The sequence below is a fragment of the Larkinella ripae genome (assembly GCF_054780775.1).
Genome location: NZ_BAAGVR010000028.1, coordinates 732,497 through 754,023, shown reverse-complemented (window position 1 = coordinate 754,023; position 21,527 = coordinate 732,497). Strand labels below are relative to the sequence as shown.

Annotated in this window: 17 protein-coding genes; 9 read left to right on the top strand and 8 right to left on the bottom strand. The window is 50.5% G+C overall.

The genetic code is table 11. The features are described 5' to 3' along the window. Positions 1–303 precede the first annotated feature (303 nt). A complete protein-coding gene (locus ACYVHX_RS25020; RefSeq protein ID WP_460674433.1) occupies positions 304–1,620 on the bottom strand; it encodes a vanadium-dependent haloperoxidase in 1,317 nt (438 codons plus the stop codon). Between the two features lie 316 nt (positions 1,621–1,936). On the opposite strand from ACYVHX_RS25020, the gene ACYVHX_RS25015 reads away from it, so the two are divergent. The 3 genes from ACYVHX_RS25015 (at position 1,937) to ACYVHX_RS25005 (ending at position 5,132) form a co-directional block, all read left to right on the top strand. Next, positions 1,937–3,079 carry a sensor histidine kinase gene (locus ACYVHX_RS25015; protein WP_460674432.1) on the top strand — a complete coding sequence of 381 codons (1,143 nt, stop codon included), beginning with the start codon at positions 1,937–1,939 and terminating at the stop codon, positions 3,077–3,079. Positions 3,080–3,203: 124 nt separating this feature from the next. Continuing rightward, on the top strand, positions 3,204–4,190 hold the full coding sequence (locus tag ACYVHX_RS25010; RefSeq protein WP_460674431.1) for a sensor histidine kinase: 987 nt from the start codon (positions 3,204–3,206) through the stop codon (positions 4,188–4,190). A gap of 219 nt (positions 4,191–4,409) precedes the next feature. Next, the gene (locus ACYVHX_RS25005; protein WP_460674430.1) at positions 4,410–5,132 is read left to right on the top strand and encodes a LytR/AlgR family response regulator transcription factor; all 723 of its coding nucleotides are present in this window, start codon (positions 4,410–4,412) and stop codon (positions 5,130–5,132) included. Between the two features lie 124 nt (positions 5,133–5,256). Here ACYVHX_RS25005 and ACYVHX_RS25000 read toward each other — a convergent pair whose 3' ends face one another. The 3 genes from ACYVHX_RS25000 to ACYVHX_RS24990 form a co-directional block, all read right to left on the bottom strand. Next, positions 5,257–6,294, bottom strand: coding sequence for an SO2930 family diheme c-type cytochrome (locus ACYVHX_RS25000; RefSeq protein ID WP_460674429.1), 1,038 nt, complete (start codon positions 6,292–6,294; stop codon positions 5,257–5,259). A gap of 3 nt (positions 6,295–6,297) precedes the next feature. After that, positions 6,298–7,500, bottom strand: a complete 1,203-nt coding sequence (locus ACYVHX_RS24995) for a parallel beta-helix domain-containing protein (protein WP_460674428.1) — start codon at positions 7,498–7,500, stop codon at positions 6,298–6,300. A gap of 209 nt (positions 7,501–7,709) precedes the next feature. Next, a complete protein-coding gene (locus ACYVHX_RS24990; protein WP_460674427.1) occupies positions 7,710–8,255 on the bottom strand; it encodes a GAF domain-containing protein in 546 nt (181 codons plus the stop codon). A 301-nt stretch (positions 8,256–8,556) separates the two neighbouring features. Here ACYVHX_RS24990 and ACYVHX_RS24985 point away from each other — a divergent pair, with 301 nt between their 5' ends. From ACYVHX_RS24985 to ACYVHX_RS24975, 3 genes are all read left to right on the top strand, one after another. Continuing rightward, positions 8,557–8,853, top strand: a complete 297-nt coding sequence (locus ACYVHX_RS24985; RefSeq protein WP_460674702.1) for a response regulator — start codon at positions 8,557–8,559, stop codon at positions 8,851–8,853. Positions 8,854–8,992: 139 nt separating this feature from the next. Then, the gene (locus ACYVHX_RS24980) at positions 8,993–9,583 is read left to right on the top strand and encodes an SDR family oxidoreductase (RefSeq protein WP_460674426.1); all 591 of its coding nucleotides are present in this window, start codon (positions 8,993–8,995) and stop codon (positions 9,581–9,583) included. 421 nt (positions 9,584–10,004) lie between these two features. Beyond that, on the top strand, positions 10,005–11,177 hold the full coding sequence (locus tag ACYVHX_RS24975; protein ID WP_460674425.1) for a hypothetical protein: 1,173 nt from the start codon (positions 10,005–10,007) through the stop codon (positions 11,175–11,177). A gap of 214 nt (positions 11,178–11,391) precedes the next feature. Here the strand turns inward: ACYVHX_RS24975 and ACYVHX_RS24970 are convergent, their stop codons facing one another. Next, positions 11,392–11,610, bottom strand: coding sequence for a hypothetical protein (locus ACYVHX_RS24970; RefSeq protein ID WP_460674701.1), 219 nt, complete (start codon positions 11,608–11,610; stop codon positions 11,392–11,394). 196 nt (positions 11,611–11,806) lie between these two features. Beyond that, on the bottom strand, positions 11,807–11,977 hold the full coding sequence (locus ACYVHX_RS24965) for a hypothetical protein (protein WP_460674424.1): 171 nt from the start codon (positions 11,975–11,977) through the stop codon (positions 11,807–11,809). Between the two features lie 842 nt (positions 11,978–12,819). Here ACYVHX_RS24965 and ACYVHX_RS24960 point away from each other — a divergent pair. After that, positions 12,820–15,567 (top strand): putative Ig domain-containing protein, encoded by a 2,748-nt coding sequence (locus ACYVHX_RS24960; protein ID WP_460674423.1) that lies wholly within the window; start codon positions 12,820–12,822, stop codon positions 15,565–15,567. A gap of 674 nt (positions 15,568–16,241) precedes the next feature. On the opposite strand, the gene ACYVHX_RS24955 is transcribed toward ACYVHX_RS24960, so the two are convergent. Then, entirely contained in the window at positions 16,242–16,793 is a 552-nt protein-coding gene (locus tag ACYVHX_RS24955) for a GNAT family N-acetyltransferase (protein WP_460674422.1), read from the bottom strand. Positions 16,794–17,257: 464 nt separating this feature from the next. Next, positions 17,258–18,019 (bottom strand): SDR family oxidoreductase, encoded by a 762-nt coding sequence (locus tag ACYVHX_RS24950; RefSeq protein ID WP_460674421.1) that lies wholly within the window; start codon positions 18,017–18,019, stop codon positions 17,258–17,260. 193 nt (positions 18,020–18,212) lie between these two features. On the opposite strand from ACYVHX_RS24950, the gene ACYVHX_RS24945 reads away from it, so the two are divergent. Together ACYVHX_RS24945 and ACYVHX_RS24940 are read left to right on the top strand one after the other, a co-directional pair. Next, a complete protein-coding gene (locus ACYVHX_RS24945; RefSeq protein WP_460674420.1) occupies positions 18,213–19,118 on the top strand; it encodes a helix-turn-helix domain-containing protein in 906 nt (301 codons plus the stop codon). An 896-nt stretch (positions 19,119–20,014) separates the two neighbouring features. Further along, positions 20,015–21,373, top strand: a complete 1,359-nt coding sequence (locus ACYVHX_RS24940; RefSeq protein WP_460674419.1) for a lactonase family protein — start codon at positions 20,015–20,017, stop codon at positions 21,371–21,373. Positions 21,374–21,527 lie beyond the last annotated feature (154 nt).

Below are 21,527 nucleotides of genomic sequence, written 5' to 3'. Positions count from 1 at the left end.
CTAAAGCGATAGCCAGTGAAAGGCGGTTTTTGAGAGATGATAACCCGAAATAAGCAATTTGGATACGCTGCGAAATTTAGGCTCAGAGAGTTTGCCTTTATACTATGACCTTTCGTGAGGTTGAAACGGGAATGAAGAATCTTGTTTCAGCCGCTATCTAAAGATGATCGTTTAGACAACAATCGCATCATTCAAAATTCCAATAGGTACCACTTCCCAATAAGCCTACTTCTAGAAATCCCGTTTCATCCCTCAAATCGTTAGCGTGCTGAGCACTCAATAAGAACCGTTGCATTCGCCGAATCAGGGCTTAAATTTCAGTTTTTGAGCTACGGTATTGGCAATCACCTTGCCTTGTAGTAGACTCAATTCGACTGTTTTACGATAATGAACTCCGGCGAATAGACGCGACAGACTGGCTTCGGTAGCCGCTTCGTTAAAAGAATCGTAGGACCGCGGGCTGAATCCCACCAGGTTATAAGGAGTGTCCGTATAGTGGTAATTCGGTCCGAAAACGACCGTCATGCCTTGAGCCGCAGCCCCGGAGGTAACCGAATGCCCGGCCGGAAATTCGGGATGGGGCGGGGTTGGAATCAACGTGTTCCAGTCCGGAAGATTCATCACGGTCCGGATATAGGTAATGGGCCGAACCCCGTTGTAAAAATACTTTCCTTTGAAAAGGTTGATTTGCGCGTCCGACATGGCAATACTCATCAGGGTAAAAGCCACGGCGGCAACGTCCAGGTTCGGTTTTTCAATGGCCAACACCTGACTCAGAATATTGTGCCAGGCATTATCGGGCCAGAACGTTGCAATTATTTTCTGCTCCGTTGTCAGGCTCTGTGAAACCGTATATAAATCGTTTACCTGAGCGTAGTAAGCGGAAGATGGGTCTTCGGAATACGGTATTGGCGTCCCCAGCTCGGTACCTTCATCGCTACCCGCAACAATCGGGCGGCTTTTGCCCCAATTGGGGAGGGCAGCCGGAGCAAACGCCGGTGGGGTCGGAACCCACAAACCCGGGCCAACCGGTGGAGTGTAGGGTAATGTGTTGTCATTACCGTCGGTTTTCGCCCACGCGAAAACAGCCGCGGCTATCTGTTTGCCAAACGCGGCCGATCGGTTCAACTCGTCGGCGGAACGGCCTTTCTGGTAAAGCGCGAAATTGGCGGCTTCCAGGGAGTCGATCAACACTTTGTTAGAGGCTGAAGTGGTGGGGTAAAAGTTTCGGTTCATAGCGGCCATGGCGGCATTCGCACAAGCCGGCCAGTAGTACACTTCGTTAGGCTCAATCGGGGGCAACGAGGGCAATCCGTTAAGCTGGGGCGCAATCGACTGGTACCCCGCCAACCCTGGCACAATCGACTCATAGAGAGCAATGCCGGTATAGGCATACCGCCGGGGTGAAGAAGTTGGCCCTCCCGGGGCAGTTAAGGCGAGTTTCAGTTGCAGAGTCAGCCACGAGCGGACCACGTCACCGGGATAATCGGCGGCATCAGCTACGGCAGGCCGGTGATCCTGAACCGTGCAGGTTACGCAAACTCCGGCCATAGTCAGCATGACCAGGAAAACCGGAAACTGTTGTTTTAGGTAAGCAAGGAAAGCAGATAAGCTGTTCATTGGGAATGGTGCGCAAAGGTTAATAATTGACTTTACGATGGAAACCTCAGCAATTGTTTCGTCCCGCGCCGGATTTATCGACCAGTCCCCCGACGGGTCAGTCAGACAGCCTATCAGGCTGGTTCAATGTCGTTTATCACCGACCAACGGCGTTGAACGGTCTTACCGCGCGTTTAATCGACAATGGTGCTGATAAAATAGGATGGTTCTTTTTTTGAGACTATTTTAGTAGGCATCAATCCACACCGAACCCCGTAACCGGCCTCCTTGCCGGAAATGACCCATCCCGAATGTCAGCTTGAATCAACCCCCTACCATGCGCTGGTACGAAAAACTTTCAAATGGGCAGGTTCGCCAGTGGTTGGGACGCCACCTGCTGTTTTGGTTTGTCTACGTCGTTTTTTTTACCTGGGTGATGATGCCGCGCGTGGGCGGTTTTACCGTTAGTCTCCAGACTGCGCTGCTGCATTTACCCTTCCACTTTTTGTTTGTGTATTCCATGCTCTATGGCATTATTCCCCGGTTGGTGCAGGGGAAGTACACGCAGTTTGCCGTACTGGTCGGTTTTTTTTTGCTCGGGAGCCTAGTGGGCCATTTTCTTTTTCGGGCGCTGGTGCTGATTCCGTTTCGGACGGGTAAGCCAACCCCGGTTTTCAACGGAGTTTTAAATACGTCCTACCTGACCATTTTTACGGTTGGTGGTTTTATGATTATGCACTGTCTTGTATTGACAGCTTTGGGAATCAAGCTGGCGCGTTACTGGTACGAAAAAGAGCGGCATACTCAACAACTAAATCACGAGACCCTCACGGTAGAATTACAGGTACTTAAAGCGCAAATCCATCCGCATTTCCTGTTCAATACGCTCAACAATCTGTATTCATTAACCCTTCAACAGTCCCGGCAGGCCCCGGATACGGTGCGAAAACTGGCGGACTTGTTGCACTATATGCTCCACGAGTGCAATCGGCCAACGGTGCTACTGAGCCAGGAAATTGATTTTCTCAACAGCTACATCGCCCTGGAGAAGCTGCGGTACGGCAACCGCCTGATCAATACGACAACCGTACAAGGCAATACCAACGATCAGAGCATTACTCCTCTGCTGCTGATTCCATTCCTGGAAAATGCGTTTAAACACGGGGCTTCGCAACAAACCGATCAGGCCCGGATTGACTTGCTGGTACGGATGGAGAATCGGGTGCTGACGTTCCGGCTGGAAAACAGTATCGACCGAACCTCTAAAACTCAGTCAGCGCTTTTGTTCCGATCCGCGCCGGCCACTACCCGCGGCATCGGTCTGGCGAATGTCCGCAAGCGACTCCAACTGCTCTATCCCGCGGCCCACCATCTGGCGATTCAGGAAAAACCGGGTTGCTTTGTAGTTGAGCTGAACATTATCCTGCCTATCCACTCCGTTGCCGGGGAGGAAGTTTCCCGTTCGGCCCGCACTGCTTAACCATATGCCAATTCGCCGGCCCGCTCACCGATTGGTCCGTCACCTGCTCTTCTGGGGAGTAGCCATTGTTTTCATGATGGGTGCGGCCCACGCCGACCAACGAATTTACGAGATGGATCAGCTCGTGTATCTGACCAACTTTTTTTTAGTGTTCTTACCCATCCCGCTGGTTTATAGCTATGGACTGAGCTACCAGCTCCTCCCCTACGTGCTGCGCCGGCAATTCGGGCGGTTCAGCGTCGGGCTGGGGCTGCTGGTGGTACTAACCTGGTGTCTGAATGATGTGCTGAGTGGAATTTTATTCGGCATTACCATTCCCGCCATGACCGATCAGCCGGTAACCGGGCCGGCGGAACTATGGGCCAATTGGGCGGTATTTAACCCAACCTTTACAAACGGAACTCTTTTTGAGGTAAATCTGGTGGCCGGATTGCTTGTCGGGACACGGCTGTATCGTCAGTGGTTTCAGAAACAGCGGGAAAGCCAGCGACTCGAAAATCAAAAACTTCAGACGGAACTCCAACTGCTTAAGCTTCAACTGAATCCGGCCTTTCTCTTTGGACTGCTGGAGCGTTTGCACCAAACCACGCAGCAGCAACCCGCGCAGGCTTCCGAGCTGGTTTTAACTTTAGCTCATTTCCTCCGCTATTCGCTCTATGAGAGTCAGCGCCCCCGAGTACCCTTGGCGTGGGAAATTGAGGTGATTGAACAGTATGTTTTCTTACAGCAAACCCTGCATCCGGCTGGAATGGAGGTTTCGTTAGCAATTCGCGGTGATACAGGGCAGCATCGGATTCCGCCCCTAATTTTATTTCCTATTGTCGAACAGGCATTTGGGCCGTTTTCAACAGAACTCATCAAGCCCATCACCGGTGACCCGTTCTGGGTCACGATTGATCTGGCCGTCAGTGAAACGCATCTGACGCTGAAAACCGTCCACGGGCAGGCTAGCAGCCAACCGGATGCCTTCAACTGGTTGGAGAGTTTAAAGAAACAACTCAATTTTTACTACCAGGAGAATTTTGAGCTGGAACTTTTGTCGAAGCCAGATGCGTATGTGGTTTCTCTGAAACTGCTTTTATCAATCACCCATCACAAGGAACCGCCCTAATGCCAAGCTCCACTGAATCATGAGTGCTGGGTTACGGCGGCAAATTTCGTCACTGCCTGGCCAATGATTGGACCACCCTACTGGCAAACGGCGTTGGTAACCAGTCGCTAATGCATTCGCAAAGAACCTGGCAAATTTTGCTACCTTACTTAAAGTTTGTAAGTCAACTCCTCACGAAATGACGGGACCGGTTTACCGTTATTTAAGCTGTCTCATCCAATGAAACTTCGTTGCCTTATCGTTGATGATGAACCCCCGGCACTGGACGTTCTGGAACGCTACATCGAATCGGTAGAGAGTCTGGAAGTGGTTGCCCGGTGCGAAAATGCTCTGCAAGCATTTGAGGTGCTGCAACGGCAACCCATCGATCTGATGTTTTTAGATGTCACCATGCCCCAAATCCTGGGCACTGATTTTTTGCGAACCTTGCGCCAGCCGCCAGCCGTGATCATTACCACGGCTTTTCGGGAGTATGCCCTCGATGGTTATGAGTTGGATGTGGTCGATTACCTGCTGAAGCCCATTCCATTTAACCGGTTTTTGCGGGCCATCGGCAAAGTTCAAAAAACGGTCGAGGGGCCGACGGCGGCAGGAGCTGCCAAAAAGAATGCAGTCCAAATCCCCGAAGCAGGATTTCTTTTTTTTCGGGTCGATCGCAAATTAATGAAAGTGCAGACCCGGGATATCCTTTACATCGAAAGTTTAAAAGACTTTGTTCGGATCACCACTTCATTCGGTAAGCCGTTACTGGTCAAGCAAATGATTAGTACGCTGGAAGCGATGTTACCGGCCGATCAATTTGTTCGAATTCATCGGTCTTACATCGTGTCTGCGGCCCATATTACAACCTATACACCCCGGCACCTCGAAGTAGCCGGGCAGGAGCTACCAATCGGCCGACTCTATCAAAAAGAAGTAGAAAGGTTGCTGGGCATCTTTTGAAAAGGCTATTGGAAGAATGGGAGACGGAAATAACACTGGACCTTATAAAACAGCGAGCAAATTGTTTCAGAAACGTCCATTTTTGAACCGACCTAATAACCCGGTAGACTTAGGCCGACTCGCTTCAATCCATCGCTTTGATCCACGCCCGGAGCAGTTCCAGACTTTCGCGGTGCACCGTTTTGCGGCCGAGTTCGGGCATCATATCACCGGGGTCCGTCGAATGCAGGCGGTAAACCAAAATCGACTCATCGGGTTTGCCCGGAACGATGTCGAAGGCACGCCCACCCGTCCCGCGCCCGGCAGCAACCGGCGTTTTTAAAATTCCCAGCGCCGTAGGGCTCGTCTCCCCAATGCTCAGGTTGAGTCCCGACGTCATCGCGGGACCGTGTGGATTGTGGCAATGGGCGCAGTTGATGTCGAGCCAGGCCCGCGCCCGGTCGTTAAGCGAGCCGGTTTTGGGTTGGTCCCAGACGGGCGTTTTGGGACAGTCGGCCAGCGCGGGCATCCCTGTTAACATCCCGGTTCGCGCCCAATACTGAAGTTGGTTTTCCGCTTTTGTCGACCGGGCGTACAGCACATCACCGTTGAGTTGCCGTACCGACGGACCAATGGGGGTCAGGATTTCCTGGCGATTATGACACCCTTTGCACTGGTTTAAGTTGGGAATTACGTAGCTGTGCTGACGGCGCGCGCCCTGCGCATCCACGTACTGGACGGTTCTACTGTCCCCCGCCACTTCCAGCACCGCGTCGGTCTGCGCATCGTTCCACCCGTATACGTAGGCTTTCCAACCGTCCGGCTGATGAACCAGCAAGCGCGTTTCCAACAGCCGCCGTCCTTTGGCCGGATCGCGGAAATCATTCGGGTAGTAAAAAGTTTTGATTAGCGTGGTGCCGACCGGAAAATCAAGCACCCCGGTTTCGGAATAAGCCACCGACTGACCCGGGGGTAGCTTGACAAACCGGAGTTTCTCGGCGTAATCCGAAAACAAAGGCGTATTCAGCCTGTAGGGAGTCACCCCGGCGACCGGTTGCTGTTGGGCCAGATCAACGGCAAAAAAGCCATAGTCCGATAGTTTTTCGGGAACCCCGGCCGTTTGCCAGCTAACCAGTATCAGCCATAGGGCCACCAGCAGGGCACCGATCAGGTAAGTTTTCATCCGTTAACGGGCGTTGACCGTCGTGGTCTTTAAGGGTGGCAGCTGGCAGTCGTACGGCGCGGCATTGCGGGACATGTTTTTGAAACCCTGCCCGGCATCGAGATTGAGGAAGCTTTGATTTTTGTTGTTTCGGATACAGATGCGCCGGTCGGGCTGCGGGTTCCCATGTTTGTCCAACGTGGCCGGATCCACAATGCCGTCGTATAGAATATGAGGAATGGACGGACCGGTTTTGAGGATGAGTTCAAAAAGTTCACCCGACGGGCGGGGCGAATCAGGGTTGCGCTCGTAGACGTTGTCGTGGATGGAAATCGCTGTCGAGAACGGATAATAGGCTTTGTCGGTAATAGGTCGCTGGGTGAACAGGTAACTGATGATGCCCGTTCCCGTACTTTGGTTGCGAATAAACCGGTTGTTAAACACTTCCACCCCGCTGGCCGCCAGGATGAGCAGACCGGTCCCGGCGTTTACGGTGGCGACGATATTGCCTTGGGGAGCAAAATTAGGCAGGTTGTTGTCGTGAACGTAGTTGTTGAACACCCGCACATTGCCGCCCTGCTTTTGAACCAGATCGGGCAGATCAAACACCAGAATACCGCCCGTGTTCTCGTATGCTTCGTTGTCGAACACCTCCGCGTTGAGTGAATTTTCGATCTCAATTCCAGCTACGTTATGGTAAGCTTTGCTGTTTTTGACGACAATCCCGCGCGACTGCCCCACATAGATGCCCGCGTCGGAAGCCCCAATGGCCGTGCAACCGTCAATGATTACGTTGTCGCACTGAACCGGATACAAGCCGTAACCGCCATTGGTTGACTTGGGTGGTCCCGTCCACTCAACTTTGACGTTGCGGAAGGTGACGCCTTTGACGTTCATGGTCTTGATGCCATCGCCTTTGGAATCCTGGACGGTCAGGTTTTCGATGACAATATTCTCACCGTTCGACACGCGTAGCCCCTCAGCTCCGTCTGTCTGGCCTTTGAAGCTGAGTACGGTTTTGTCGACGCCTTTTCCGCGAATCACGATGCGCTTTTTGTCCTGGAGTGATAAACTGCTCGTGAACGTGAAGGTGCCCGCATCCAACTCGATGGTACTGCCATCCTCGGCCATAATCAGTTTCGTCTGGTAGCGTTTCTGAACGTCGGATTGGGCGTAGACCGTGTTCGCAGTCAACCAGGCAATCAGCAGAAATAAAGTCGGTTTCATCAGGGAAGGTTTAGTCTAGGCAAACGTCGATCAACCCGTGTTCCGGGTTGTGGTGGATGCACCTAAAAATACGGGAAGGATGACTTACTTACAAGTCAACAAGTGGTTCTAAAGCTCAAAAGTGCCTGATGATAGAGATTTATCAGCACAGTTCGCATTGGCTACCTGAATCGAACCCTGATTTCTTTCCAATACCGGTTTTTACCGTATTAGTTCTTTGAGTCGACTTCTACAAAAGCCGCGATCACCGGCTGCAGAAGCGGCAGGATGGCCTCGATCGGTGCCTTCTCTTCGTGAGTCCAGTGCCGGGGGTTCCCAAACATGCAGGGCTGAAGAATCCCCCACAGTTGATTATCCCGCTGAATGTGCGCATGAATGAGCGCCCGGTGGCCGAATGTTTCCCGCTCAAACTGCCGGTTGAGGACATCCGGATTTGCCGTCTCCACATCATCGACATACACCGAAGGTTGCCCGGCCAAACCAGCCCGAATCAGGGGATCTTGGGCGGGCAACGTGTCGGTATCGGCTTGCCAGTCAGGCTGAACCGTATTTTTGTCCGTAATGGTTTTGTTTTTCCGCCAGCAAAAAGCGGTTCGACCCCGCCCTCGCGCGGGCTGCCGGACGTAGAGAAAACAGCGGTCAGCATTCAGCGCTTTGCCAACGGTTTGCACCACCAGATCAAGGGTGTCAGCCGGCGTGGGGCCCGCCGTAATGATTGCTTCAATGGTTGCGGGCAAGGTCTGTATCGGAATCATTTAGACTTAACGGCCCCATCCGGTTTTGTGTTTTGCCAACTCTCGCCCTCCGTGCCGAACAGCTATCCTGTGATTGGATATTCTTATCCCGCTAATTTCCCTGGTATGGAGATGCATGGTGGGCGCGTTGACGCGCAGAGCGCGGGTCTGGATCAGGGCAGTGAATTTATCGTTTATCTGCCTATCTTACCACCCTACAAAAAACCTGGCCCATCATGAATCAGCCTATTTCCATTTGCAGCCGAGTTTTAGTGGTGGATGACAGCCCCGATGCAGTAGTGATTTTACGGATGCTCTTAGAATTGAAAAGCTTTCCTGTTCAGACCAGTACGAGTGGACCTTAGCCCTGCAAGTGGGCGCAACCTACCAGCCGGAAGTCGTCCTTCTTGATATTAGCATGCCGGGCATAGATGGATACGAAACGTGTCGGTTGATCCGTCAGCAGCCCTGGGGTCATCAGGCGCGGTTGATTGCCTTAACCGGCTACAGCGAGCAAGAAGATAAACAGCGGGCTTATGAATCGGGTTTTGAGGCTCATTTAAGCAAGACGGGTCCAATAGAGGAGCTACTGAGTTTGCTGGAAACGAACGTTTCCTAAGTAACTCAGTTAACAAGTATATTCATTTTATTACCGACCCCTATTTTCTCAGTAAAAAAATTCTTTCGGGCTAATCGCCTGATCCGCTGAACATTCCCATTCCAAACAGGTACTACCTAAAGACCTTTCATTTCTCGATATGACAACGGTTTTGATTACAGGAGCAACTTCGGGTATTGGCTTGGCGATTGCCTCCAAACTGCATGAGAATGGTTTTTCCGTTGTTGGCACCAGCCGGTTTCCGGAAAAGCATCAATCAACTCTCCCCTTTCCACTTTTACCCCTTGATATCACATCCGAAGAGTCGGTTAAAAATTGCGTGGCGGCTTTCCTCGCCCGTTCCCCGGTTATCGATGTGTTGATTAACAATGCCGGTATTCTTATCAGTGGTAATGCGGAAGAAACGAGCCTAGCGGAGGCCCGCCCACAAATTGACGCTAATTTTTGGGGGACCGTCATGGTGACCAAAGCGGTTTTGCCGCTGATGAGGCAACAGCGAAAGGGACGCATTATTACGATCGGATCTTTAGCAGGGCTGATCGGTGTCCCGTTTCAAAGTTATTATGCCGCTTCCAAGCATGCGATCGAAGGCTTCTTTAAATCCCTGCGGTATGAGGTAGCTCCGTTTAATATCGACGTTTCGGTCCTTGAACCCGGTTTTTTCAAATCTAATTTGGAACAGGCTCATGAATCGACTCCCCCTACCCTTACCGACTATGCGGTGAGTTAGCAGAATGCAGTGCGTATTTTCTCGGAATCCATTAAAAAGGCGCCAACGCCCGAACCGGTCGCCGAAGTGACGTTGAAAATTCTTCGCTCGACCCGCCCCCGCTTCAGCTACCGGGTCGGTACCGATGCGAAATTATTACCCCTGTTGCAATTTATGTCCTACCGGTTTTTAGAGTGGGGCGCTCGCAGGAAATTCAAATCAGGATAACTGGAAGCAGGGGGTGCTGCTCGATCAGTACCGATTTTACCGGACAAAAAAGCGAAATAAAGCCAGGTAAAACCGCCCATGATTTAGATTTGAGCCGGTTTTTCCGGGTAGTAGCGTTACCTGAATCGATCGGAAGTATACATTTATCCTGGGTGGTGTTGACGTATTGCCGCGTTAATTCGTTAGTTCTCCTACAGGAAACGAAGTAAATGCGATGGAGCTAATCGAAGTTTTGACCCCCCAACACGAAGGTGACTTTCTCAACGTCCATATTCTGGTCAATCAGCGCAACCCCCACTGGATCAGGCCCCTGGACAAAGATATAAAGGCGGTTTTTGATAGTAAACTAAACAAGTTTTTTAAACATGGTGAGGCCATCCGGTGGCTTCTTAAAGACGAAGCAGGCCATTTGATTGGTCGAATTGCCGCCTTTGTCAATCGACGCTATAAAAATAAAGGCGACGATATGCAGGTGGGAGGAGTGGGTTTTTTCGAATGCATTGATCAGCAATCGGCGGCCAATTATCTTTTTGATAGCGCCAGAAGCTGGTTACTGGATCGGGGCATGCAGGCCATGGATGGACCAATTAATTTCGGGGAACGGGATAAGTGGTGGGGACTCTTGGTTGCGGGTTTCGACCCTCCGCTTTACACCATGAATTACAATCCCCCCTATTACCAGGCATTGTTTGAAAACTACGGATTTAAGGTCTTTTATAATCAGATCTGCTGGCGAATGGACGTAGCTTCACAGGCGTCCCAATTACAACCCAAGTTTTATACTGCGCACCGCAACTTTGCCAATGACCCGGATTTCCAGGCCGTTCATGCAACGAAAAACGACCTGGAGAAGTATGCCCGGGACTTTAGTACCGTTTACAACCAGGCCTGGGCAGAGCATGAAGGAAACAAGGAAATCAGTCCGGAGCAAGCCCACCAGTTGTTCAAGACCATGGCTCCCATTCTGGATGAAAAACTAATCTGGTTTACGTACCACAAGAGGCAGCCCGTTGCCATGTGGATTAACCTGCCCGATCTGAATCAGATTATCGCTTATTTGAATGGGCGGTTTAATCTGTGGGCCAAGCTGGTCTTTGTCATTCTCCGGTTTTTTGGCGTCTGTCGCCGATTTGTGGGAGTAGCTTTTGGTATTGTGCCGGCGTTTCAAGGAACGGGCATTGACTATTTTATGATTGTAGAGGCCGAAAAAGTCATCAAAGCTTCAACCCGCTACCGGGAAGTGGAGTTGCAGTGGCAAGGCGATTTTAATCCAAGAATACTGAATATTTCGCGAAATCTGGGTGCCGAGCAGAGCCGGAAACTGATTACCTACCGGTATGTTTTTGACCGCAGCAAACCGTTTCACCGGCATCCAATTCTGGCCTAAAGGGAGTTCGTTTGAATGCGGTCCACTTTTATTCAATCGCTATGTACCTCGTGTCAGGCTATTCAAAGCCTGACGGGCTTGTTCGGCACTATACACCACGCGTTAACCATCCCCTATTTTTTACCGGGCAAGCATTAGGTAAAAAATAACCAACCCACCGGAATGTGCCGCACGATCGGCCCTGCATTGGACCGTCCAATTTAGGCGACGTTTCTCATAACAAAGTATAGCGGATATTTCGGATGGCCAAGGGCCCATGATCGCCCTGAAACATCAGAGGGCCCAGGGAACGCTCATCTTCAAATAGCGCTGATCGGGTGGGGCCAGTCACTTCGACATTCTCGTTGACGATCACGTCATTGAGCACCTGGATGAACCGCGCATTCTCCGTTTTTGCGCCATTTTTGTCAAAGCGGGGCGCACGGAATGAGATCTTGAAATGCTGCCACGCTCCCGGGGCTTTGCTGGCATTCCGAGCTGGCGCTTTGCCTTCGAACCCTTTTTAGAATCCCGATTTTATCCCAGCGTTGATAAATTCCCCCGCATGTTCCGCTGAACTTCCACGGGGACAATCAATTTTTCAAGCGAGGGGTCGGTCTGAAAAGACATTTCAATGTCTTTCAATTCCATCAGGAGCTGGGCGTACTCCCTAAAATGATCTCATCCATCGATTCGAGAATCTGGCGGGCATCCGGATAAATTTTCTGGACCATTTTTTGGGCCGATTCGGCTTTCTGCTGACTGAGCAAGGTATCGGTATGGCCACTCAGTATGGAGATGCTACTGAGCTTGCTGCCCACCTCATCATGCAGGTCATGGGCAATCTGGGTACGGAGTTGCTGAGCTTCCTGGAGCCGGCGAAATCAGGATCGGTTCAAAAGCCAGGCACTACTGGCGCCCCCAACAGGAGCAGGAACAGACCAACTGCCAGGAGCGCGTGGCCACGGAATTGGGCCCGCTCGGTTTGCTGCTGGTTTAGTTGCGCTTCCTTTTGAAGCAGCAGAATCAGCGCTTCTTTTTTTGTTGCTCGGCAAGGGCTGCTGGTTGATTTCCTGGAAAGCCCAACTGATAGCCAGAAGCGTCTGGGCTCGATTTGTATCCGGTTTTTGAATTGAGAGTACGTTCAGTAAGGAATCCATTCGGACTGTTTGGGCACGCAAGGGGAAAGAAGCTAGTAGTAATCCGACGAAAATAACCCGCAGAAGGTCACGTATTGGCATGGTGAGGAATGTATTACTATGAAATTTCCTTACACGGATGGGTTCATTATGTTAGCGTAATAACAGTATTGGATGGACATATTGACCCTGGATAAGCCTTTAGATGGCAGGTCGATTCAGGGCCAGCTTAACGAAAGAAAATCATCGCGGAGTAGGCCGCTGATTCAACCCGTTTCTCTGATTTCTCAATTCACAAAATTTGCTGCCCATCGGTAAAGAAAGTCGCTTTGTTACCGGAGTTTTTTTAAGAATGTAACATAATTGATAGCATCGTGTAACATTCTGAATACGCCTGGTCGGTGAGGGCCTTTAATTTTGGAGTAATTAATTCTAGTGTCCTCCTAATCGATTATCGTATGAAAGCTATTTTACTCCAATCGCGTGTCCTGTTCTGGTTCCTAGTGCTTATCCCGGGGACTTTCATGAGCCGTACCGGTTTCGCTCAGATTACCAAACACTTTGACAAATCCATCGGCGGAACGGGTGATGATTTGGGACAGGTTGTACTGGCTACTCCCGACGGCGGTTATATCCTGGGCGGGCTCTCCGATTCCGGTGCCACCGGCACCAAAACCGATACGGCCCGGCGAAGCTGGGATTATTGGGTGGTCAAATACTCGGCCAATCACCAGAAACAGTGGGACAAAACCTTCGGGGGAACGGCCATCGATTATTTTACGGCCATGATTGCTACTTCCGATGGGGGATTCCTGCTGGGCGGACATTCCAACTCAACCATCAGTGGGGAGAAAAGCGACATGAACCGAGGCACCATTGATTACTGGGTGGTAAAAATTGACTCCTTAGGCAATAAGCAGTGGGATAAAACCTTCGGGGGATCGGACTTTGACTATTTATATGCTCTGGCGGAAGTACCAGAGGGCAAGGGCTATCTTTTGACAGGAAACTCATCCTCTCCCGCCAGCGGGGACAAAAGCCAGAATGGTAAGGGAAACTTAGATTACTGGGTGGTGCGAATCGACGCTTCGGGTCAGAAACTCTGGGATAAAACCCTGGGAGGAAATGACCACGACGAATGCAGGGCCATACTGGCCACCGCCCAGGGTGGTGCCTTATTGATGGGGTATACTTCCTCAACCAACAACGAAGACATTCAAGATACGTTGCGGGGGGACAGTGACTATTGGCTCATTCAGCTCGATTCGCAAGGCGTCCGCCAGTGGGATGTTACCCTGGGGGGAAATAGTAAGGATGTTTTAACGACTGCGACCCCAACGCCGGACGGCGGCTTTCTTCTGGGGGGCATTTCAAATTCTGGCATCGGCGGAGATAAATCCGAGATTAATCAAGGTGAAAATGATTACTGGGTAGTCAAGATTGATGCGCTGGGCCGAAAGCAGTGGGATCGTACACTGGGGGGCAGTGGACAGGATTATTGTTTCTCCGTGCTGGCCACGCAGGATAACGGCTACCTGATAGGTGGCTATTCTGAGTCCGGCCAGAGCGGCACCAAAACCCAGGGCAGTCAGGGCATCACTGATTATTGGGTGGTTAAACTGGGTGCCGACGGGACCTTGCAGGAAGATAAAACCGTCGGGGGTTCGGGGCATGATCTCTTATTTAGCCTGGCCCAGACCACCCAGGGCGAGTATCTGCTACTGGGGCAATCAAATGCAACCGGCGGGGATCGAACTGAACCCTACCAGGGTCAATTTGATTATTGGCTGGTGGCCCTACATGAATGTAGATTTCCCAGCCTGCACTCCAACGTGACGACCCTCCCGCTATTGCCAAACACATTGGGGGTAACCCTGACGGTGAAGGGTTGCGAAGGAGGGTCGATTACCTGGGCCGGCCTGACTGCCACCACCGCTACGATCCCCGTTTCCACCTCCGCCCCCGGCAGCTTTGTCTACTCGGTGACCTGTACGCAGGGCAGTTGCACGGGGACCGCATCGCACACGGTCACGATATCGCCCCCGCTGGTAACAGGCTCTTTCGACGGGTTTGTCTACGGAGCCGATTGCTCGACGTTTCGGGGCTGGGCCTGGGACCGAAGCAAACCCAATGCGCCCTTTTCCATTCAAATTCTGGATGGACCGAACCACGTCGGCACCATCATGGCCGATCAGTTTCGGCAGGATCTGCAAACCGGGGGCAAAGGCAATGGCAAACATGCGTTCAGTTTCCCCATTCCAGCAAGTCTCAAAGATGGTTTACCTCACAAGCTATCGGCCCGCATCGAGGGGAGCAGTTTCATTCTGAAAGATTCGCCGAAGGCTCTGATTTGTGAAGGTGTGCCGGTTCCGGGGGGCAACAAGCCCCCTTTACCCCCTTCGCCAACCATCCTGATTGCTCCGCTGGCGGCTCAGGTAGGTGTTCCCTTCTCGGGAACTTTAGTTCCCTTCACCGATCCGGAAGGACAGCCCTTGACGTATAAACTCAGCGGATTACCGGGTGGATTGCTGATCAATGAAACCTCGCGGGTGATCACCGGAACGCCTTCGGAAGCGGGCGCCTTCGTATTGACGTATCAGGCGACCGACCCTGGCCCCTTAACCAATTCGGTGAGCTTTCCGCTAACGGTTAACCCGGCCTCGACTACAACAGTGACGGGCAGTTTTGAAGGTTATCTGGATAAGGTCGAGTGCGGCACGATCCGCGGCTGGGTGTGGGATCGGGGCAAACCCAATACCCCCTTGACGGTGGAATTCTACCACAACGTAACCAAAGAGGTTTATGGTAGCACGGTGGCCAACATATCCCGTCAGGATCTGAAAGATGCGGGCAAGGGCAACGGCGTTCACGGCTATAGTCTCACCGTCCCCGACGGGCTTAAAGACGGTGTATCGCGGCCGATCATGGCCCGGGTGCTGGGCAGCACCTATGCGTTGAAAGGAGGGCCCAAGGTTCTCACCTGTAATTCACCGGTGCGTCTGTCGGCCGAAACAAGCTCCCCGCTTCAGGTAACGGTTTTGGGCAACCCGGTTTCGGACCAGATTGAGCTGGAAGTTCGGGGGGCGGAAGGCCAGCCCATACGGTTACAACTCACCGATGCCAGCGGGCGGTTGATCAGCCAGCGCCAAATTGAAGCTGCCAAAGCCGTTGAACGGCAAAGCCTATCGGTGGGTCAGCAACCGGCAGGATTGCTTTTTTTACGGGTCATCAATGGGCTAAAAAGCGTAACCGTGAAAGTAATAAGGAAATAGAGGCTGTAGTTGAACTCCGCCCCTGTGCCTGGAAAACTTTAGGCGGATTTTATTGAAAAGCGGCAAAAGCAAAAAAGGGAGACAGGCAACCCATGGCATTTAGGAGGTCGCTCCTCAAACCAGGGTTAGGGAGAACCTAACTCTGGTGGACAGACAATTCTGCTTTTATGCCTGGCGCTACCGGATTTGAGAAAAGAGGAAGGTATGTTTATTGCTTCGGGGTGTCTACAGAGCCCCAGAAATTCCACGTATCCGTGCTGTATTTCGACAACGCAGCTACAGCACGGATACCTTTCACGAACCGACATACGGACTCCGCAGAGGGTCTGCTCAACCCGTTGTTTACCAGTGCCGCCAGTGGCACTGAATACGGTAAGTTTCATGGAATTGATTCCTATGTAAATCTGGAAAATTTTAACAGTCAGGTGTGACCTCCACGCGCCACCCTTCGTTTATCTGGGGCATAAACGAACAATCCACAAGTATAGACCAGAAAGACCGTCGCGATCGGATGAAGACGAATTCACAGCAAGTCGACCTGTTGCAGTGCCTTCCGACGGTTGAGCCCCTGACTGAAAGCGGATGGCCTGTCGATCCTTCAATTAACCGCTAGCTTCAGCAGGAAACGTGGGTTTACGAATGGGGTCAGGTATAGGGTGATTTTGCCGAAATGGTTAATGAATTACCCGAATCTGAGCTGCATCGTATAGAGCGAGCCAGTCCCGCTTCAAGATGGCGTAGAGGTATTCGTCTTCAAACTCACCCCGTTCATTGACGCCTGATTCCCGCGAGATGCCCTCCAACTGAAAACCGGCGGTTTTCTCAATGGATCGTTTCGAAGACTCATTGGAGATCAAACAGCCCGTCGCCACGCGGTTTAGCCCCAGCAGTTCGAACGCTAAGTAAAACAAGTGGGGTTTACTCCGAGGGGTAATGCCCCGCCCCCGCATGTGAGCAAACATGTCGGCTCCCGTCGATCCATTCCACTGGTCGGGAGGGCTATCCACATTCAACAGGGTCATGCCCGCCAGTTCGTCATTCAGCAGAACATAGAAGCCGTAATTGGTTCGCCGACCATTCTCATAACGGGGCAGATAATTGCGTAGCAGTTCCGCCAGCATATCACGGGAGTCAGGAAAGCCCTGAAATAGGAGGCAGACATCGGCCAGATTGTCATCTTCAATCAAATGAAGCGTGATCGAGTCGGAATACAATGCTTTTAACATGGGGTTCGTACTGAATGTGATGGTCACCGGGATGCGTTCGGCTCCAGCAGGCTAAGCAATCTTCAAGCGGACTAAAATTATAACAAGCATTTGCCCGTTTATTACAGCAGTAATTTAGCCATGAACAACCAATAATCGGGTTCGCATCCTACGGTCGAGCGGCATACGTAACCAATTACAGGACAGACAACCCATTCAGGCGGTCAGACTGTTGGTGGCGCGTTGCATCCGGATACCCCCGGTTCTCATAGCGGTCAGAAATGGCGGCAAATCGATCCAAGCCGGTTTCTTAAATACCGTTATTAAATCGAATTTTGAATCGCCCACCAGGCCAATGAACCAGGCGGCCGGATTTTTACGGCTTTCTGGTCCTGACGATTCTACTGACTGATCGGCGGGTGAAATTAAAGTTCATATGGATCGATTGAGCTATCCATCGGTGCCTTAATGCCAATAAATTTTAGCTATTGAATGCTGTAACCGCCATCAACGACCAGCGTATGGCCGATGACCAGGCTGGCCGCATCGCTGCACAGCCAAAGCACCGCATTGGCAATTTCCTCCGGCCGCCCGAGCCGCCCCACCGGTACTGCTTTTAGCATGGCATCAAGCACCTCCTGTTGGCCGCCGGCAAGCATTTGATCAACCATTGGAGTGTGAATAATGCCCGGACAGATGGTGTTAATCCGGATTCCCTGAGATGCGTATTCCAGGGCCGCACTTTTGGTCAATCCAATGACGCCGTGCTTGGCGGCATGGTAGGTACCCCGCTGAGCCCCCCCTAGAATACCACCGATCGACGAGCAATTGACAATGGCACCATGGCCTTGCTGGCGCATCTGCTGTAATTCGTACTTCATGCAACTCCAAACGCCCCGCAGATTGATGGCCGTTACCCGGTCGAAATCATCCCGCGTCTGCTCGGCGGCACCGGCCAGTACGTTCTGAACTGCGGCATTGTTATAGGCGGCATCCAACCGTCCAAAAGTGGATACGGTTTTTTCCACCATGACCTGAACAGCCTGGTCATCAGCTACATCACAGACCACGGCCAGCGTCTTGTACCCTTCGGCTGCCAGCTGCCCGGCTGCCGCATGGACCTGTTTCTCATCCCAATCGGCCAGGACGACCGATGCGCCCGCCTGGGCAAATGCTTTAGCGGCTGCAAACCCAATCCCTGCTGCTGCGCCCGTTACCAGGGCAACTTTATCGTTCATGATCTTCATGATTCAAGTGGTTTTAGTTGGTTAATGAAAAAATATGGGCCGTTAAACAAATCTAGGTACAAAGGTCGTAGACCGATGACAATCAGCACTTATACCATTTACGGGTTTACCTACCCTTTTTACAGATATGGGCTTGCCGATATGGGTCGCAAATAATTACCGGTAAATTTGTACCGACACATCTAGAAGGGATATGGATACCATTTTGCGAATTGAAACCGTCAGCGAGCACGATGCTTTTTACCAGCAGGAAAACCGGCATCCGCTGGTAAGCGTGATCAATTTTACGGGCAGAACCCCGGAGGTCTATGCCTCAAGAATGAACTTTGGATTCTACGCAGTTTATCTAAAAGAAGTCAACTGTGGCGACATGAACTACGGCCGCCATACCTACGATTATCAGGATCAAACCCTGCTTTTCGTCGCGCCCGGGCAAATTATCAACGTGGATATAAATGAAGATTACAAACCACAAGGCTACGCTCTGCTGTTTCATCCTGACTTGATTCGTGGGACGGCACTGGGGAAGCATATCGACGATTACACCTTCTTTTCTTATGAAAGCAGGGAAGCTCTGCATGTCTCCGAAAGAGAGCGCAAAATCGTATTGGATTGCTTTGAGAAAATTCGGTATGAACTCGAACAGGGAACCGACAAACACAGCAAACTGCTTATCTCGGCCAATATTGAGTTGTTGCTCAATTACTGCACCCGGTTTTATGATCGCCAATTTATTACCAGGCAAGACATTAATACCGACAGTCTGGAAAAATTTGAGGCCTTGTTGAAAACCTATTTCCAATCCGAGAAGCCCCAAACCATTGGCCTTCCTTCCGTTAGCTATTGTGCGGATCAGCTACACCTTTCGGCCAATTATTTCGGCGATCTGATCAAAAAAGAAACGGGGAAAACGCCCTCGGAATCCATTCAATTGAAAGTAATGGAACTTGCCAAAGAGAAAATTCTCGATCCAGGCAAATCGGTAAGCGAAATTGCGTTTGAGCTGGGGTTCAAGTATCCCCAGCATTTTACCCGGTTCTTCAAAAAAGCAACTGGCCTGGCGCCCAATGATTACCGTCATCGCCAGTTGCTCAATTAAGTGGCTGGTGCGATGATCCTAACCAACGAACGCCATTGGGATCATCGTACAAATAAACCGTCTCCTTAAACGCTCCTTTTAAAGTCCTACGCATGGAACTAGCTTCATAACTTGAACGAATCCCCCGACGTTCATCCTTTTTTCACTCCTTTCGCATCACTTTCTCATTCTTTTCGGACCGCTACGGAATTCTTGCCAGCTCAATCCTTGGCTTGAAAACTCGGGATCGAATAAAAACCCTACCTGCACTGCGTATCCTTTAGCTCCAGGCTAAAATGAAACAAACAGCGCGTCATCTCACCAAACGCTTCTTCTCGTGAGACGAAGACCATTCCAATCCTTCTACGGTCTACTTCTAAACGGCCCTTTGCCTGCAAAAAAGTATCCAAATGGTAGTAATAGCTTACCAGTATTATGTACTTCCAAATAGGCTGCTTGTATAACCCAAGTTTGCGCGGGCTCAAAAAGGCATTTGGTCTTGATTAACAAAATCTTATATCAGGCAAAGAAAGGAATTTATATTCCTTCTTCAGTCAGTATTGCCTGTTTCAGCTTCGATAAAGAATAATAAACGGCTTGGCGCATCAGAAAAAAGCAGGGAAATTATAAGCATCTGCGAAGCTTCGTTAAAAACCACAATAAACTATTTTGGCAATTCAATAAAATCAAAATGTTACACTTTCGTGATAACTTATTCCGATTTGAGGCTGTTCAAAATTGTACAATTAGACAACGATTTCGAAAAAAAACTAAACCAAGGTATCGCCAAGAAATTATCCCGATAGCCGCTCCTCCGATGGCTATTACCTATCTGTTGCAAAAGCAAGCATTTCCCTTTTTTATCTGTTCTGCATTTCAAAATTTATCCATTTATAAATCACTAAATACTCGAAACCATGGGAAATAAATCAGCATTATTAAAAGCCGTCGTTGTATCCACTGTTTTTCTGGCTCAAAGCTGTTTACAGGATCACACAATCCCTTCCAATCAAATTGCTGGCTACCTGTACACAACAACCAATGGGGAAGACATCAATCAGGTCGTCAAATTTTCCCGTCGTGCCGATGGATCATTGTCTGATGAAATGGCTTATCCTACCAATAGTAAGGGAGGTGCCAATGTGTCGGCTGGTGGTGATGCACACGGGGATTTCGACTCACAGGGGGCCGTTCAGCTGCTTGGTGATTATTTGTTAGCCACCAATGCCGGTGGTAACGAAGTTTCCGTTTTTTCGCTAAACCGATCAAATGGCGACCTTACGTTTAAAAGCAATACCAGTTCGGGTGGAACCAGGCCAGTTAGTATTGCCTATACCCCAAAGGTAGGTCTTGCCGATGAGTACTGGGTGGTTGTCGGTAACCAATGGAATAACCCCAACATACAGAAGGACGGAGCAGCAATTGAGCGATACCCGAATGATGCTTTCCATGCCATGGATTTGAAACAACCGGACGCATCGGATAATGAACGAAACATCCAGCTTTTTTCCTTTAATGCGAAAACCGGGATTTTAACCTATGAAAAGCTTTTGGCGAAATATGTCCGGGAAAATGGCGGACCCACAACGGTCAGTTTTAGCCCCGACGGAACAAAACTGGCCGTAGCAACCTGGGGAATCGCCCATTTCAACACAAAATTAACTTCCTTGGATGAACAGCATCCAAGCCGGGTTTATGTCTATAATTTCGCCAACGGAATGGTCAGCCAAACTCGTTATTTTGAAGAATCCGGTATTGCAGGAACCATTGGTTTCAATTGGGCAATTTCGGGCAATACCAAATTATTTGTTTCGAACTTCAACCTGACTCCCGACAAATTGAACAACAGCGTAACCGTGTTAGAAGATAACGGTTCAACGGTGACAAAGACTTCCAATTACGGGGTTTCTTCTTCACCGGCTATTAATGAAGCCTGCTGGACCGTGTTAAACGCCACCGGGGATAAGTTATTCGTCGCCAGTTTTCAAACCAATCTTGTATCAACGTTTGGCGTCGGCACATCCGGTTTAACGTTAACAAAAGCGGAAGGCAGAAGTGGCATCGCTCCTAACGGTGACTCCAAAGAATTGTGGGTTTCGCCGGACAATAAATATGTCTATAATCTGGGATCGTTTCAATCGTATTCCATTAATCTTTTCGAGAACACCAGCGCCGGTGCGACTTATAAATCACAAACGATCCTGGCAACTACGGCTGCGGGAAAAGGAATTGCCGGCAAATACATTTTTTTAGGATTGGCTGGTTTTGATAAATAAATCAACGCTTAAATCGGTAGCTTATAAAACAAGATGAGTTCCGATAAAAAAGAGGATGATAACTACTGGATACTCGGGTGAATATCGATCGATATTCACCCGAGTATCCAGTAGTTAAAAAGTATTCCTTCGAAGAGTATCGCAAAAAATACGG